Below are 16,718 nucleotides of genomic sequence, written 5' to 3'. Positions count from 1 at the left end.
TAATGATTAACTGTTTTTCCACCTTCCTTACGAATGATTTCGAAAAGGAAGGAAAGCCTCATGGAGTTGTCACGGAAATCTCGTTTATTCAGTAGAGCATTTTCCCCATGTAAGAGCTAACTGGTACAAAATGCTAGATTTCAGGGGATAATGATTCGATGTCTGGATAAATGCATGCTGTCAGTACATGGTACGAATGATATTCGGATTCCTTGTGCCGATGCATAATCTATTCAAAAAGGAGCGAAATGTATGGAACATGACGGGAATTATTTGAAATCCCCTGATTTACTTCCAGTGACACATCAACAAAGAAATATTGGAACATTCGGTTTTGCAGTCATTTGGATAGGCATGGCTATTGTACTAGCCGCATTTGCAATTGGTGGTTCTGCTATTATGAGTTTACCTTTGCCAATGGTTATTTTAGCGACATTGATTGGCTCTTGTTTAATCGGTGTATTTATGACATTAATTGGTGATATCGGGATTGAGCATGGCTTATCTTTTCCTGTATATATGCGTGCTCCATTCGGTACTTTTGGAACGCACATTCCATCGTTAGTGCGAGGCGTAACAGCAGCCTGTTGGTTCGGTATAAACACCTATTTCGGCGCCATGGCTATTAATGGCATTCTTAATTTACTTTTTGGTTTTAATAATTGGTTTCTATGTTTTCTAGTCTTTGCTGCTCTACAATTATTTAATACTTCGTTAGGCATTAAATCAATTGAGCGTTTTGCAGATTTAGCGGCGCCCATTATTATTTTAATTTCCTGCTGGATGTATATAACATTAGCAGATGCGGCCACAACACAAGGCAAAGATGTCTGGACTTGGGTTGAGACGCCAACTACGGGTGTAGCGGCTTTTACAGCATTTATGATTGTTATCATGGCAAATATGGGATTCTGGGCTACGTTAGCCGCTGATATGCCATCATTGTCTCGCTTCTTTAAAGCACCTAAAAATGAGCGCAACTGGTTTAAACGGAACAAAACCCAGTTGGTTGGTTCTTTAATTGTTATGCCCATCACGAATACATTTATCGTTACAATTGGCGCGGTTTGTTATATGGCGGTAGCATCTGCAGATCCAATCAATGCATTACAGCAAAGTGCAAGTGGCTTGATACTTGGAATTTTATTATTAATGATTGTTTTAGCGCAATGGTCAACGAATACGTCTGCTAATGTGATTCCAGCAGCTACTATTTTCTCTAATATTGGCGGCCCAAAAGTACCATTCTGGGTTGGCGTTGTAATTGCGGGTGTAATAGGAATTCTTGCACAGCCATGGAGCTTATTTGATGTTTTAGTCAACGCGCTCTTAATTATAGGTGGTATTTTAACAGCCATTGTTGGTATTTTATACGCAGATTATTATTTAATTCGAAAAAGACGCATCAATGTCAAAGATTTGTATGAGCTAAACGGTCAATTCAAATATATGAATGGCTTTAATTTAGCTGGCTTAATCGCTTGGGTTATCGGCGGTGTCATTGCAAATATTTTCTCTGCTTATTCATCACTAGTGGGTTTTATCGTTGGAGCGTTGGTTTACTATGTATTAGCGAAGTACTGGTGGTTTAAAAAGTATCCTCAAGCTGAATTAGAAGATCCAAGTGATGCGAAGTATTTAGGGATTACAGCTGGTCATAACTTAGATGAACTATTTGGGCAAGATTTGGTGCCACAGCCCGCAGTCGGCTCAGATGACGTTGAGGCAGTAGATCAAACGGAACCACTTTTAGAAATAAAAGGTGCTGATTAGTAGAGAGAAGGGGTGAGCGCATGTCAGATTTTTTACAAAGTACAGAAGAAATAAAGAAAGTTGATGACTTTTTAGACAGCGGCTTTAAAATACAATATGTCTATGAAAACTTAAGTGGTATGTTTGTAGAGTTTGCACGGCAGGAAGAAGTTGTACATTTGCCAATTCTTACAGCGGATGCCCGCAAATATTTCGCCGCAAAACTTCAGGAACAAACCTTATTGCAATAGCTATAAGCCGCAACCTCTGCTACCACGCAGATTGTTGCGGCTTACGTTTTGTGCGTTTCCACAAGGGCCACACAGCTTTTAAATTGTTTGCAAATTGTTTGAGTGACTGGCACGATTTAGTTCATCGTGCTATGCTTTCGGCCATATACAAAGTACACAATTAAACCGAATACAAACCAAAGTCCACAAGCAATCCATGTATGAATAGATAGCTGGGAAATTAAAAATAAGCACATCAAGAATGACAGAATCGGTAGTACTGGGAAGAACGGTACTTTAAAACCACCTGATGGAATATTTTTGTTTTTACGTAAATAAATGACTCCTATTGAAACGATTGTGAAAGCTACTAGCGTCCCCATATTGACAAGTTCCGTAAGCTTCGATAACGGGACAAAGCCAGCGCAAAAGGCTACAAGGATAGCGAATACCCAAGTGTTCTTGACAGGGGTCTTAAACTTAGGACTCAGTTCAGCCATACTTTTTGGCAGTAAACCATCACGGCCTAAAGCATATAGCAAGCGTGTCCCTCCATAGGACATGACAAGGATAACCGTCATCATGCCGACAACTGCACCAAGGGAAATAATACCCGCAATCCAGTCTTGATGAACAAGTTGCATAACATAGCTGACCGGATCACTAACGTTTAAATCAGTGTAGGGCACCATACCTGTTAATACAAGTGAAACAACAACATAAAGAACTGTACATATTAATAAGGAGCCAATAATACCAATTGGCATATTACGTTGGGGATTTTTTACTTCTTCAGCTGCTGATGAAACAGCATCAAATCCAAGATAAGCAAAAAATACAAGAGCAGCGCCACTTAGTACACCACTTACGCCAAATGGTAGAAACGGTTGCCAATTTGATGGTTCCACGTAAAATACGCCAACGCCAATAAATAGTAAAATAACACCCACTTTCAAAAAGACCATAATGGAATTTAATCGAGTGGATTCTTTTATGCCTAGCATTAAGAAAAAGGCTGTGGCAAAAATAATAACGATGGCAGGTAAATTGATATACGTACCAGCGGCAGGGTTAAATGATCCTGAGATTGCTGTTGGCAGCGAAATATTAAAGCCAGCAAGGAGCGCACTTAAATACGATGACCATCCAGTTGCAACGGCTGCAACGGCTAATCCATACTCTAATAACAGTGCCCAGCCAACTAGCCAAGCAACGATTTCGCCAAATACAATGTAGCCATACGTATAGGCACTCCCTGTGACAGGTACGCTTGAAGCAAACTCAGAATAGCACATACCTGCTAATGCACAAACAATAGCGGCTATGATAAATGAAAAAACAATTCCAGGCCCTGCATGGGTAGCTGACACCGTTCCAGGCAAGATAAATATCCCTGTGCCAACAATTGCGCCAACCCCAAGCAATATCAGGTCAAAAGCACCTAGCGATTGTTTGAGCTGAATGGTTCCTTCTTTTTTCAATAAATCCGCTATATTTTTTCTTCTAAATAATAAATTTCTCACATGAAAGCCTCTTTTTCTTAGAAATATGTAAAAATCTTATACTTTTTTGACATTCAGGTCAATTATTTTTACGATTTCGAAGTGAAATTGGTCGAATTTTAAGAAATATTAAAATCTAAAGAAAAGAAAGAAGGTTTTTAGTGTGAAAATGATAATTATGAATATTCTGAAATAGTAATGCTATTAAAAAGAGAAGAAAGTTTAATGATATTATTACACTATTAATATAGTAATTGAGCGTGCGTTATACATGGAAAAAGCAGGTGGTAAATTTTAAGAATTTTTGTTTCTTTAGCACATTTATTATGTTCTTTTAACTTGATATATATGGATTGTTGACTTCTTTAGTAGTGTCTAGGTAAAACTGTTTTCAAAGAGGGTATTAAATCGTGTATTTATTATATTAAAATTTAAAAAATATTGTTTTTCCTAAAAATACATTTGTGTTTTTGAGAAGAATTTATTATTATTTATAAAGTAATTTATCGTTCTTATATTAAGATAGAAAGAGGCGTATTCAAGTGGCAAACAAAGAATTAAAGAGAGGGCTGGAGGCGCGACATATTCAAATGATCGCTCTAGGTGGTACGATTGGTGTAGGCCTATTTATGGGTTCCGCTAGCGCTATCCAGTGGACTGGGCCATCCGTGCTCCTTGCATATGCTATCTCGGGCATTTTTATATTTTTCATCATGCGAGCTATGGGTGAGATGCTCTATGTAGAGCCAAGTACTGGATCTTTTGCAACATTCGGTTATAAATATATTCACCCATTGGCAGGTTATTTAACTGCGTGGAGCAACTGGTTTCAGTGGGTGATCGTTGGGATGTCTGAAATTATAGCAGTCGGAACATATATGCAATATTGGTATCCTGATTTACCAGCATGGATTCCTGGGTTAATTGCTATGGTTATACTAGGTGTAGCAAACTTTATTTCTGTTAAATCATTCGGCGAATTTGAATTTTGGTTTGCAATGATTAAGATCGTCACAATTGTGCTTATGATTGTGGCTGGTATTGGCCTTATTTTCTTTGGGTTTGGAAATGACGGTATGCCAATCGGTTTATCCAATCTGTGGTCACATGGTGGCTTCTTCACAGGTGGTTGGACAGGTTTCTTCTTTGCATTATCTTTAGTCGTGGCGGCTTACCAAGGGGTAGAGCTTATCGGAATTACGGCTGGAGAAGCAAAAAATCCGCAAAAAACAATTACCAATGCTATCCAAAGTATTATTTGGCGCATTTTAATTTTCTATATCGGTGCAATCTTTGTTATTGTAACGGTTTACCCGTGGGATGAGTTAGGAACGATTGGTAGTCCGTTTGTTGCTACTTTTGCTAAGGTAGGGATTACGGCAGCGGCTGGTATTATTAACTTTGTTGTAATTACAGCAGCTATGAGTGGTTGTAATAGTGGCATTTACAGTGCGGGACGTATGCTTTATACACTGGCTATGAATGGTCAGGCACCTAAGTTTTTTGCAAAGGTTTCAAATAACGGTGTTCCGATTTTAGGTACTGCTGGCGTATTAGTTGGGTTAGTCATTGGTGTTATTTTAAGTTATATTGCACCAGAAAACCTATTTGTTTATGTTTATAGTGCAAGCGTACTTCCTGGGATGATTCCTTGGTTTATTATTTTAATTAGTCAAATTCGGTTTAGAAAAGTAAAAGCAGCGCAAATGGAAAATCACCCATTTAAAACGCCTTTAGCTCCTTTGACAAACTATGCAACCATCGCGTTTTTAGTTATGGTGCTTATCGGTATGTGGTTTAATGAGGATACGCGTGTTTCGTTAATTGTAGGGATTGCTTTCCTGATACTTGTAACACTTAGTTATTATGTGTTTGGTATTGGAAAAGAAAGACCTGCTGGCAAGCGTACTAAATAAATAGAAAAAGGATGTATCTCTTTAATTTGAGATACATCCTTTTTCTATAGTAGAATCAAGATTTTTTAGAGATGTTCCATACATAGTTATTCAAAAAAGGGATAAGCTACATAAAGAAATATGTTGTGTTCATGATACATACGGGCGTTTAACGGGGGTTGAAATGGCATGGAAGAAAGAGAACAGCAAGTAATTGACCAGATAAAGGACAAGGTTCAAGAAATTGATGATGTCGTTATAAAAGAGATGGTTACTGATGCAGGGGATGCGACAATTATCTATTTCTCTTCTCTTATCGAGAAAATGACTTTACAATCGATGGTTTTCATACCGTTAGCGAACCATGTTAATCAAATTTTTCAAGTATCTGATGCAGTAGAATTAGACGATGTGGATTTGATTTTGCAAAAATTAGATGCAGGCCAAACCTTATTGTTTTTCCATAAAACAGCGCAACTACGAGTGATTGACACCTATAGTGCCCCTACACGTTCGATAACAAATACGGAAACAGAGTCAACAGTTATTGGACCACAAGATGCTTTTACTGAATCATTAGAGACCAATATTTCATTAGTAAAAAGACGGATTCAAAATCCAATGTTAAAAAATGAAACACGCACTGTAGGAACAGAAACCAATATTAAAATTTCAATTTTATATATAGACAATATCGTAAATAAAGAAAATTTAGACACGCTACGAGAGCGAATCAATCAAATACAATTCCCTTTTTTTACAGATATATCAGAGCTCAAGCAACTGATTGAAGATAATCCGTTATCTCCTTTCCCACAGCATTATATGAGCGTACGACCAGATAGTGTTAGTCAGTATCTTATTGATGGAAGAATCGTGATTTTTATGGACAATAGTCAGGCTGCGATTGTTTGTCCTACATCCTTTTTTGAAATGTTTGTTTCGGTTGAAGATTATTATAACCGTTGGACAACAGCCTCATTATTACGAATGCTTCGATTTTTTGGCTTTTTCCTAACCATTATGATTACGCCGATGTATATCTCTGCTTTAACATTTCATCCTGAAGTATTACCTTATGAGCTTTTGTTAAATCTTCAGGAATCCAGAAGTAAAGTTCCATTTCCGCCACTAATAGAAGTATTGTTTATTGAATTAATTATTGAAGTGCTGCGTGAAGCAGGTTCGCGAATGCCTGCTAAAGTCGGTCAAACGATTGGTATCGTTGGAGGTATCGTGATTGGTACAGCAGCTGTTGAAGCGGGATTGCTTAGTAATATTCTAATTGTATTGGTTGCGACATCTGCCTTACTGTCATTTCTACCACCGATCTTCTTATTGAGTAATACAAGTAGATTTATTCGTTATATTTTTATTTTGTCTGCTGGTCTGTTTGGGTTATACGGATTAATGCTAGCATTTGCATGGCTATTTGCTCATTTATTACGATTAAATTCATTAGGAACACCGTATATGTCACCGGTTGTTCCTCGTAATGCCAGTGATTTATTCGATAGTATTATTCGATTTCCAACAAAATATTTAAAAACCAAGAAGGGTATTTCTAGAGCACAAAAAAAATAACAGCTTTTGTAGCATTTGAGGTGGTTTTAGTTGAGTACAGGTAAGAGCAAGAAAAAGTTATTAAATGCATATCATGTTGTGTTTTTAGCACAAAGCGTCATGATTGGTACTGGTATTCTCTCCCTGCCTCAGCAACTTAGTTCTTTAGGCTATAGCCAAGCATTGATGCCATTGATTTTTGGTGTGATTGCAAGTGTTACACTGTACCCAATGATTTGGATTAATTCTAAATTTCCAAATGACAACCTATTTCGTATCAATGAAATTCTACTAGGTAAATGGTTAGGGAAATGTATCAATCTTTTTTTCGTTATTCAATTTCTCGTTTTTATTGCAGGCATTATTAGTAATTATATGCATCTAATTCAAAGTACTGCTCTTCAAGAGCAAACTATTACGGGGCCTGTTTTTTGTTTTTTATTATTGCTTATTTATATTGTCAGTGGAGGCATTAAATCAATTGCCCGTTTTTGTATCATGACCTTTTTTCTAACGATAGGTTTTCTATATTTTACACATTGGGCATTTGAAAAGGGCGATATGAGTCACTTTTTACCTCTATTTAATTTTTTTAGTGTAAATGACTTTTATGAGGCATTAAAAAGAGGGTATTTATCCGTTCTAGGTTATGAATTAGTCATGTTTTATTTTCCCTACATTGTCGATCAAAAAAAAGCATTCCGTCATTCGTTAATTGGCATTTGGATTAGTATCTTACTTTGTTTTATTACGACAGCGATTAGTGTTATGTATTATTCTGAATGGCAGCTAGAATATGTGGAATTTTCAGTACTAAACTTGTTTAAAGCTGGAGAGTTTTCGTTTATTGAGAGAATTGATATTTTTGGCATTACATTATGGGTTTTTTTAATTTTATCGACCGTGGCCGCCTATTTATGGTGTGCAAAAAAAGGGGTAGAGACTTTAGTATCTAAAAAAAGTAATGTTTATTTGTACATCTTAGTTGCGATTATTTTCTTTGTTGTAAAAATGCCATCTTCCAGAGAATTTCAAGATAAATTATTTACAAGTGCCAATTATGTTGGCTATATGTTAATTCTTTGGCCAGTATTATTAATGATGGTTTATGTACTTCGAAAAAAGAAGCAGGTGCAAGTATGAGCAGAAAACTTCTTTATGTAACTCTTTGTATCCAACTATTCGTTTTAGCCGCCTGTACGGAAAAAGAAGTAAAAGTTCCGCTTGAAGATGTCGGAATGGTGGGCATTATCGCATTTGATTATATTGATAAGGATAGTATGAAATTAACCGTCGCCATTCCTCAATATTCACCTGAAGCGCAACGTAGTACGCAAACTTTTTCTGTGACTACGGAACTTGTTTCAAATGGCATTGTGGAGATAGAAAAACTTTCAGACAAAAAAATTGTTTTTAATCAGTTACGCGTTGTGTTGTTTAATGAAGAGTTCGCACGTCAAGGCAATATTCGAAAAGTGCTTCAGCATTTATACCGAAATGCCGAAGTTGGTAATAAAGTACTTATCGCCATTGTGAAGGAAAAAGGAGAGGAAATGCTGAAATATAATTATCCCGATAAACCGAATATTAATTTCTATTTAAACGATTTATTGCAACCTAGCATTAATACAGCATTTAATCCTAATACGAACATCCATGATTTTATGTATACCATTTCGAATCCGGTATTTGATCCTACTATACCGTTTATTGATAAAAATAGTGATAAAATCGAAATAAAAGGGATTGCTGTATTTAAAGGTAACCAGATGATTGAATTGATCACGCCGAATGAGGCACTCATTATTCAGGCAATCCAAGGAAGAAAAAATCTTGCGCCATTAGATATTAAAATGGAGCAAGGACATGGCAAAGAAAAGTTATTGATTGATTTAGTGGAAAATGATGTGCATATTGAGAGTAATAAAAATATGCATTCACCTAAACTCACGATAGCACTAACAATCAAAGGAACATTAAGTGAATATAAAGGTGCACGAGAAAATGATTTATTTACCATAGAAAGTTTAGCGGATTTAGAAAAAGACGTGAATAAAGAGTTGGAGCAAGATATTAAAAAGTTTTTAGATAAACTCAATGAATGGCAAGTAGATCCAAGTGGTCTTAGTGAATATTTCCGAATGTACCATCGCGGAAAATGGACAACTGAAAAAAAGCGGGAGATTATTAGTAAAGTAGCAATTGATGTACAGGTGAAAACATCCATCATTAGTACAGGGACATTAAAATAAACTAATTCAGTAAAGAAAGTGCCACTATTGACAGGTATATATGTTCACAGCTATCATCAACACAACTGGACTTGAAAGTTATTAAAAGGCAATTTATCATTTGAAAAAGTGATAAATTGCCTTTATTTTTTAACCCATAGCCAGTTTTAATGTGGTTGATTTATAAATACAGTAAATTGCTGTTTAAAGGGTTTGAAAAGAATTGAAGAAAAACATACAAAATTGTTGAAAAACTAAAGAGTGTATATTATTTTATAAATAAAAAACTGATTATTCAAAAAGTTATTTATTGAATATTTTCTAAGAAAGGGAAGGAAAATGATACTATGAAAAAAACATTTTACTTTTTTACTAGAAACTCAATAATTTACATAACTACAGTTGTATTAATCACTACAGTTACATTAACTTTTGTACCAGCTAAGTCATTTGCTATACCTCTTTCAGAAGAATTGGAAGATGATAGTTTTGTTATATTGGAAATTATTAAATTTACGGATAAAGAAGTAGCGTATAAAACATTAGAAAATGGGGCCCTTTTTTTATATGAGGAGCAAATTGAAAATGAAGCTGTAACTACTAATAAATATAAAATAAATAATGTAGCTAAAGAACTTGTCGAAAATTTCATAACAATTATTGATATGAATAAAGATGATAGTTTTGTAAGCCAGAAAAATTTATTAAGTAAACAGATGTATTCAAAAACATCTGTGCATGTTTCGCCTGTGAACGAAATTAAGAATGATAAAACAGTATATACGTCAAGTGCACCAGGTGAATGGGTGACAGCAAGAGCGAGTGGGTTTAATTATTCATATTCTAAACATAGTAATGGAGGGGGAAAAGCAAGAGAACTATCCAATGAAAAAACAGTTAACACATACAATAAGTACTTTGATCAATTTACAAGAAATGTTGATAAGATAAGAAACTTTGAAACAAGTATTTTAAAGGATTTATTATTAGTAGGATTACTAGATCAGGCATTTAAATCAATTAAAAAGCCTACAGTTGCTAATGTCACAAATTTTTTGAGAAAATATTTAAAAAGCATACCAGGCATTTCTGTAATAGTTGCATCTGTTGAATATTTAATTCTTACTAATAAAACGTTAGACGCCTATAAAAAAATCCCTGGACCAGAACGGAATTGGAGATTTGGAAAATACGATGATTTTTCCAATGTACGGGTTTCATGAAAAATAAAAAAGCGATACATTTTATTTTAGTAACACTTATCATATTTGGCGTATTATCTTTTTCATTAATAGAAATTTTTAATCAAGTCCAAAATGGTTATTTTCCTAGAGCGACAACCATTATTTTATTCTTATTTGCGACTTTTACTTTATACATTTTATATTTTGGAAGGAACAAAAGATGAGATAATTTGATTTCCAAAGCGAAGATTATTTTGACTTGTGTTTTCAAAGAGGATAAGCAAGACACAAGTATTTATCATTTGCCGAAAACTCAATTGAAGAAAGTCCCGCTATTAACACTACTGGACTTGAAAGCTATAAAAAAGGCAATTTATCATTTGAAAAAGTGATAAATTGCCTTTTTTTTAGAATGATTTTCGCATAATAAAGCTTACATGTCGGCCACATGTTTTGTCTTGGCGGTAGGAGAAACCTTCTTCACTAAGATACGTACATGTTTGATCAATCGTAATTTGTTGTGACGGAATGCCGGCAATTTCACATTGCTTTTTCACAGTTTGCTGATTATCAATGTGATACTTGTTTGTGTCAGCATTGAAATACATAAAATTATCGGCATAGCCTAGACGATTAAATTGTTCATAGACATCACCATCAACCTCAAATTTTTGCTGGCTAAGTGCCATGCCAATTTGAACATGGAAATCCTGTGGATTACAGTGCTCTTGTTCTATTAAATGACGGAAAAGTTTCAATGTCACTTCCTTGACTGTTCCTTGCCAGCCAGAATGAATGACACCGATGACACCACTACGTTCATTATAAAAAATAACAGGTACACAATCAGCAGTAAAAGTACAAAGCATTACATCTTGGTCAAATGTATAGAGTGCATCGGTATTGGCAATGGCTGTATCTTGCCTCAGCGCGCCTAAACCTTTATCTGCTACAGTTGCACGATAAAAATTAGCACTGTGTGTTTGTTGAGTACATATAAAATCATTGATATCACATTGCAACGAAGCTGCTAATTTCTTTCGATTGCTTAACACATCCTCAGTACTTGTGCAGACATGTAGTGCCATATTATTTTGTTCAAGTTCCAAATCGTCCTTTAAGGTAGTTCCTGCTATGAATTGCTTATTGTTGTAATAAAATTTAGTTTTCATATCATCACCCCGTTTAACTATATCGGATTAGATTGCCAATGTATAGCTTATGCAATATGTATCTGGTGTTACAGGCTATTTGACCTCACTGTGTTTACTTATAAAAAACGGACTTTCTTTAAACAGACATAATAGATTCATACCTTATCATACAGTAGCAAAGTAGAGGTTACATTACCAACATTCAAGTAAAAAGGAGTGTGTTTATGAATCAAGACTACTTTCTCTTAATTTGTCAAATAGGCATGGGTCTGTTTTGGATAGTGACATACATATTTATTATAAAACGTGGTTTTCAGGATGAGCAATATGGTATGCCAATGGTTGCAATTTGTGCCAATATTTCATGGGAGTTTATCTTTACGTTTATATATCCACACAATGATTTTCAAAGAATCATTACGTTTAGTTGGTTTGTCCTTGACCTTGTAATTATGTGGCAGTATTTAATATATGGGCGCAAAGAATTTAAAAATACTATGTCTACCACACTTTTTTATACATCTTTCCTTTTTACATTGGCAACAAGCTTTTTAGTTATTTTGGCACTCTCGCATGAACTTCATGATATGCAAGGGATATATGCTGCGTTTATACAAAACTTAATGATGTCAGGGTTATTTATCGGCTTGTTTTTTGCAAGGGGGAGTCTGGCAGGTCAATCTATGTCTATTGCAGTGTGCAAAATGATTGGGACATTATTTGCAGCCGTCGCATTCTATTTCTATAGTAGCATCCCACTTATTACAATTATCTCTATGGCAACCTTTATGTATGACTGTTTAGTGCCAGTCACCCAAACAATTCTGAATATAGTGCCAGTCACTCAAACAATTTAATGTGGGCGGGAAGTTTTCCATTTATCATGAAGTTTATGACTGGAATGGTGCCTTTGCTGTTTAAAATCTTGTAGTAATATATTCCTGTTACAACTATATTTCAATTTTATTACTGACAAGTTGAGAATAAACACTGATAAACTCGTAATCTATTCGTCAATTATTTCAAATGTCATACAACTGTAAAAATCCTTCCAAATATTTAGTGATGCATTATTTCACTAATCTATTTACCATAAATATAGAGCAAAACAGGAAGGAATGATTTACATGTTTAGAAAAGTAAAAAAAGTAGCGATGGCATCCGTATTATCACTATCCTTATTGGTACCAATTAGCGCAATGGCCGCTGACTCATATACTGTAGTAGCAGGCGATTCTCTTTGGAAAATTGCTGTAAAAACACAAACAGGTGTACAAGAATTAATAGATGCAAACCCTCAACTGGCAAACCCAGATCAAATAAATATAGGTCAAAAAATTAATATTCCAACAAATGAACAAGCTTCTGTAGAGCAAGAAGTAGTGAAACTTGTCAATGTAGAACGAGCGAAAGCAGGTCTGCCAGCATTAAAAGAAGATTGGGAGCTATCACGAGTAGCAAAATATAAATCTCAAGATATGCATGATAAAAATTACTTTGACCATACTAGCCCAACGTATGGTTCACCATTTGCAATGATGAAGAAATTTGGCATTACGTATAAAGCAGCTGGAGAAAATATCGCCAAAGGTCAAAAATCAGCTTCTGAAGTCGTAAATGCGTGGATGAATAGTGAAGGACACCGTGCAAATATTTTAAACAAAAGCTATACACATATCGGAGTTGGCTTTGTAAAAGACGGCAACTATTGGTCTCAAATGTTTATTCAAAAATAAGATATTCAGAACTGTTTCTCAAAGTGGAACAGTTCTTTTTTATGACGTGCATTCATGAATTATGCGGCCTTTGCGTGTCGTCTATAAGTTGACAAAAAAGAGCAACTACCAGCTTTCAAGAGCTGTTAGTTGCTTTTTATTTGTATTTTTTGAAAACCCCTTGCTATGCGAGGGGTTCTAAAGAGCTTCTAGCTATGGACAAGAAAAAATCCCCAGCCGTACAATAAATTCAGGTCTGGTCAACCGACTTCGTACGAAAGGGGATCCAAATGGATAATAAAAGTTTAGCACACACAACATGGAATTGTAAGTATCACATCGTCTTTGCGCCAAAATATAGAAGGCAGATTATTTATGGACAAATTAAAGTAGATGTAGGTAGAATTCTTCGCCAGTTATGTGAAAGAAAAGGAGTAGAAATTATAGAAGCAACAGCCTGTCCTGATCATATTCATATGTTGGTAAGTATTCCACCAAAATTAAGTGTTTCATCGTTTGTGGGTTATTTGAAAGGGAAAAGTAGTTTAATGATATTCGACCGACATGCGAACCTGAAATACAAATATGGAAACAGGAAGTTTTGGTGTCGCGGATATTATGTAGATACAGTAGGAAGAAACAGAAAAATCATTCAGGAATATATAAAAAATCAATTACAAGAGGATATTCTTGAGGATCAAATGAGCATGAAAGAATTCATTGATCCATTTACAGGAGAAGAAATAAAAGCAAAAAAGCGAAAATGATAAAACCACTTTAGTGGTAGCGTGAAAACGGAGTGCGGTTGGCGGACCTTTCAGTGTGTCTTTAGACATGGGCCAGTACCCCAGCGTTTCACGCGTAGAGCAAACCACCAGTTAGACTGGTGGTTCTGATTACTTTTTGGCAAGGAGAATAGCTTGTGAACGGGATTTTACACCTAGTTTTTGATAAATAGTAGATAAATAAACGCGAATAGTACCAGCCGATAGATTTAGCATGTTTGCAATTTCACGATTGGTTACACCCTTGGCTAACAGATCAAATACCTCTTTTTCACGCGGTGTCAACACTTCATGACGAACTACATTGGTTGTACAGCTTTGTAAATAATGTAAATAATAGTCTGGGTAAGGATTCCACTTAGCTGCCAATGATTCTAATTGAAAATATTGCTCCAGAAGGGGGAGTAGCTCTTTTTCATCTGCCAATGTCCGAACATAGTAGTATTTAGCTGCCCATTGCAATACTTTATGTAAAATATCTAATGCAATAGCAGTGTTTCCTAAACGATGCTGACAAATAACTTCTAGTACTGTTGCTTCTATCATCGTTGCAACTTGATCATCTTGCTGTGCCTTTGTTTTAACTTGAATGATTACTGGTAGTGCATCCTGAGGTGTGTCCTTTAATAACAATAAACGAGCATAAACGAGCTGCCAAAATGGTTGCTTTGTTTTTGTTGCTAGTAAGAGCATCTCTGCGTTTTGGCTATCTCCCTCGACGATAAAACAATAGGCTTGCATAATTTGAATCGACGTTTGCCAATGTTTTTCCGAAACATCTTCTAACACCTGAGACAACATGATACGAGCTGTATTTGACTGTTTCTGATGAGCGTATATTTTCGCTTTAAGTAAATACATAGGGATATATAAACCTGGGTCTTGATGTTGATGACCTAATGCAATGGCGATTTCCAACTCTTTTTGGGCTGCTTCTATAAAACTTCGCTCATATAAAGATTCAGCAGCAACCCCATAACTAAATGCTGTCACATTTGCAGTTTGTAATGTTGTTTCTCGAAAAAGTTTGCTAACAGCTTCGCCTTCTTCAAACAGTTGCAGTTTTCCTTTAGAGCCAATACTTGTACGTGAAATCTTATATTCAAAAATATTATAGGGAATCGGAACATTATCCCAGCGAGAAGGAGCAGGTCCATTCGCAAGCAAATTGCGCATAATCTCTTCTACCAATTGTAAATTTCCGCCGGAAGCGACAATGGCATACGCTTTTGCACTTTCATATATATAAGCCATTGCAGCATGCTCTTCTTGCGCCATCCATTGTTCTACATGCTGTCGCAGTTCAAGCTCTTCCATTAGAGAAGTAGCTATTTTTGTGTCCATTGTTGTTATAGAAGTTAGAAAGCCGATAACAAGCATTTCATACGAAACGGTATAATGAGCACTTCGAAGTTGATGCAACCAGCGCATGAATGTTGTCGTTTGCCCAGAAGCGTATAGCTGGACAAGATGTTCTGCAATCCATAAAGCAGCTTGATTATATTGTTCATATTTAAGTGCAAGTTCAATGGCAGAATGATAATTTCCTTGATTGTAAATAGCATGTGAGACTTCTTGGACAATAGTCTGTACTTGCTGCACGGAATACTGTTTATTTAGTTCTACTTGTAAAGCTTCGGCAAACAAATGATGGTAGCGAAAAACAGGCTTTTTTGTTTGGAGACGAATAATAAATAGACCTTTTGCTTCTAAACTTTCCAACAGTTCAAGACTATTTGACTGCTTTGTTAGTTGGTCACATATCGCTGGTTCTAGCTCGTGCAGTAGGGAGGTCTTTATAAGAAATTTTTGCGTTGTTGTCGGAAGGTTTTGAATGATTTCTTGCCATAAAAATTCAGAAATAAACGGTTGTGCGATATGATCGTATAAGTCAACTTGGTGTTCATTTGCCAAGCGTGTTAATAATAGGCCCGCTACCCATCCTTCCGTTTTGTCCAACATTTGTTGTAAAAATTGTTGATTGAGTGGTGTTACCTGTTTGCAAGAAAAAAATTGCTTCGTTTCTTGGAACGTAAAGCGTAAATGATCCGCATCGAATTCTTGTAGCCATTGTTTCACTCGCCACTTAGCAATAGGGAGGGCTAGGGTTGTTCGAGTCGTTAGATAGACGTGTATCTCTACAGGTAAGTACTCGATAAATTGTGTCATAAGTTGATGAATTACCGGATTATCGATTACATGATAATCATCTAATACAATTTGAATCGGTTTTGCTAAAGCATGGAGCTCCTCTAAAAATGAATTGATAAAAAATTCCAGTGTAGCTAGGTCTTGCGTGTGTAAAAGCGGTGCAAGTACTTGATCGATAGGGCATTGATAGGCTTTTGCAACGGCATGCACAGCGTACGTCCAAAAACGAATCGGATCATTATCAGCAGCATCAAGTGAAAGCCAAGCCACCGTTGCCTTCTTAGATTTGAACCAACTACTTAGAACAGTCGTTTTCCCATAACCTGCTGGTGCACGGAGAACCGTCACTTTTTTATAAGTTTGGTTCTGTAAAAGATCAAACAATTGCTTGCGCTCAATCAAATCAGGTGTATTGAGAGGAATAGTTAATTTAGAAGATACTAGTGTAGTAGACATCTTTTTTACCTCATTTTTTAAATTTAGGATAATGATGTAATTAATTTTACTACAAGCGTTAACATAATTTCGAATGTTAATAGTCCTAGCATTAGATAAA

General features: G+C 35.8%; 13 protein-coding genes. 10 read left to right on the top strand and 3 right to left on the bottom strand.

Annotation, left to right across the window (positions count from 1 at the left end):
- Positions 1-252 precede the first annotated feature (252 nt).
- Both LS41612_RS15380 and LS41612_RS15375 read left to right on the top strand, forming a co-directional pair.
- On the top strand, positions 253-1,773 hold the full coding sequence (locus LS41612_RS15380) for an NCS1 family transporter (protein ID WP_024364235.1): 1,521 nt from the start codon (positions 253-255) through the stop codon (positions 1,771-1,773).
- Positions 1,774-1,793: 20 nt separating this feature from the next.
- Positions 1,794-2,003 (top strand): hypothetical protein, encoded by a 210-nt coding sequence (locus tag LS41612_RS15375; protein WP_024364234.1) that lies wholly within the window; start codon positions 1,794-1,796, stop codon positions 2,001-2,003.
- Positions 2,004-2,119: 116 nt separating this feature from the next.
- On the opposite strand, the gene bcaP is transcribed toward LS41612_RS15375, so the two are convergent.
- The gene (gene bcaP / locus LS41612_RS15370) at positions 2,120-3,505 is read right to left on the bottom strand and encodes a branched-chain amino acid transporter BcaP (protein ID WP_024364233.1); all 1,386 of its coding nucleotides are present in this window, start codon (positions 3,503-3,505) and stop codon (positions 2,120-2,122) included.
- A 521-nt stretch (positions 3,506-4,026) separates the two neighbouring features.
- On the opposite strand from bcaP, the gene LS41612_RS15365 reads away from it, so the two are divergent.
- From LS41612_RS15365 to LS41612_RS15345, 5 genes are all read left to right on the top strand, one after another.
- Entirely contained in the window at positions 4,027-5,400 is a 1,374-nt protein-coding gene (locus LS41612_RS15365; protein ID WP_024364232.1) for an amino acid permease, read from the top strand.
- 168 nt (positions 5,401-5,568) lie between these two features.
- A complete protein-coding gene (locus LS41612_RS15360) occupies positions 5,569-6,963 on the top strand; it encodes a spore germination protein (RefSeq protein ID WP_024364231.1) in 1,395 nt (464 codons plus the stop codon).
- Positions 6,964-6,993: 30 nt separating this feature from the next.
- Entirely contained in the window at positions 6,994-8,085 is a 1,092-nt protein-coding gene (locus LS41612_RS15355) for a GerAB/ArcD/ProY family transporter (protein WP_024364230.1), read from the top strand.
- On the top strand, positions 8,082-9,194 hold the full coding sequence (locus LS41612_RS15350; RefSeq protein WP_024364229.1) for a Ger(x)C family spore germination protein: 1,113 nt from the start codon (positions 8,082-8,084) through the stop codon (positions 9,192-9,194). The genes LS41612_RS15355 and LS41612_RS15350 overlap by 4 nt, the downstream gene beginning before the upstream one ends.
- Positions 9,195-9,520: 326 nt before the next feature.
- Positions 9,521-10,396 carry a hypothetical protein gene (locus LS41612_RS15345; RefSeq protein WP_024364228.1) on the top strand — a complete coding sequence of 292 codons (876 nt, stop codon included), beginning with the start codon at positions 9,521-9,523 and terminating at the stop codon, positions 10,394-10,396.
- Positions 10,397-10,764: 368 nt separating this feature from the next.
- On the opposite strand, the gene pgeF is transcribed toward LS41612_RS15345, so the two are convergent.
- Complete coding sequence (gene pgeF, locus LS41612_RS15340) at positions 10,765-11,529, bottom strand: peptidoglycan editing factor PgeF (RefSeq protein WP_024364227.1); 765 nt, start codon at positions 11,527-11,529, stop codon at positions 10,765-10,767.
- Positions 11,530-11,735: 206 nt separating this feature from the next.
- On the opposite strand from pgeF, the gene LS41612_RS15335 reads away from it, so the two are divergent.
- From LS41612_RS15335 to tnpA, 3 genes are all read left to right on the top strand, one after another.
- Positions 11,736-12,368 carry a transmembrane-type terpene cyclase gene (locus LS41612_RS15335; protein ID WP_024364226.1) on the top strand — a complete coding sequence of 211 codons (633 nt, stop codon included), beginning with the start codon at positions 11,736-11,738 and terminating at the stop codon, positions 12,366-12,368.
- 270 nt (positions 12,369-12,638) lie between these two features.
- Positions 12,639-13,247, top strand: a complete 609-nt coding sequence (locus tag LS41612_RS15330) for a YkwD family sporulation-associated protein (RefSeq protein WP_024364225.1) — start codon at positions 12,639-12,641, stop codon at positions 13,245-13,247.
- Between the two features lie 269 nt (positions 13,248-13,516).
- On the top strand, positions 13,517-13,993 hold the full coding sequence (gene tnpA, locus LS41612_RS15325) for an IS200/IS605 family transposase (RefSeq protein WP_024364892.1): 477 nt from the start codon (positions 13,517-13,519) through the stop codon (positions 13,991-13,993).
- A gap of 129 nt (positions 13,994-14,122) precedes the next feature.
- Here tnpA and LS41612_RS23780 read toward each other — a convergent pair whose 3' ends face one another.
- The gene (locus LS41612_RS23780) at positions 14,123-16,618 is read right to left on the bottom strand and encodes a winged helix-turn-helix domain-containing protein (protein ID WP_024363282.1); all 2,496 of its coding nucleotides are present in this window, start codon (positions 16,616-16,618) and stop codon (positions 14,123-14,125) included.
- Positions 16,619-16,718: the final 100 nt, after the last annotated feature.

This window comes from Lysinibacillus sphaericus, from assembly GCF_002982115.1.
GTDB lineage: Bacteria > Bacillota > Bacilli > Bacillales_A > Planococcaceae > Lysinibacillus > Lysinibacillus sphaericus.
The sequence above is the reverse complement of the archived record's forward strand: the minus strand, read 5'-3'. Positions and strand labels throughout refer to the sequence as shown.

Excerpts from the sequence above, each read along its gene's own strand:
- LS41612_RS15380 (WP_024364235.1), top strand. The coding sequence starts at position 253 with ATGGAACATGACGGGAATTATTTGAAATCCCCTGATTTACTTCCAGTG.
- LS41612_RS15375 (WP_024364234.1), top strand. The coding sequence starts at position 1,794 with ATGTCAGATTTTTTACAAAGTACAGAAGAAATAAAGAAAGTTGATGAC.
- LS41612_RS15360 (WP_024364231.1), top strand. The coding sequence starts at position 5,569 with ATGGAAGAAAGAGAACAGCAAGTAATTGACCAGATAAAGGACAAGGTT.
- LS41612_RS15350 (WP_024364229.1), top strand. The coding sequence starts at position 8,082 with ATGAGCAGAAAACTTCTTTATGTAACTCTTTGTATCCAACTATTCGTT.
- LS41612_RS15345 (WP_024364228.1), top strand. The coding sequence starts at position 9,521 with ATGAAAAAAACATTTTACTTTTTTACTAGAAACTCAATAATTTACATA.
- pgeF (WP_024364227.1), bottom strand. The coding sequence starts at position 11,529 with ATGAAAACTAAATTTTATTACAACAATAAGCAATTCATAGCAGGAACT.
- LS41612_RS15335 (WP_024364226.1), top strand. The coding sequence starts at position 11,736 with ATGAATCAAGACTACTTTCTCTTAATTTGTCAAATAGGCATGGGTCTG.
- LS41612_RS15330 (WP_024364225.1), top strand. The coding sequence starts at position 12,639 with ATGTTTAGAAAAGTAAAAAAAGTAGCGATGGCATCCGTATTATCACTA.
- tnpA (WP_024364892.1), top strand. The coding sequence starts at position 13,517 with ATGGATAATAAAAGTTTAGCACACACAACATGGAATTGTAAGTATCAC.
- LS41612_RS23780 (WP_024363282.1), bottom strand. The coding sequence starts at position 16,618 with ATGTCTACTACACTAGTATCTTCTAAATTAACTATTCCTCTCAATACA.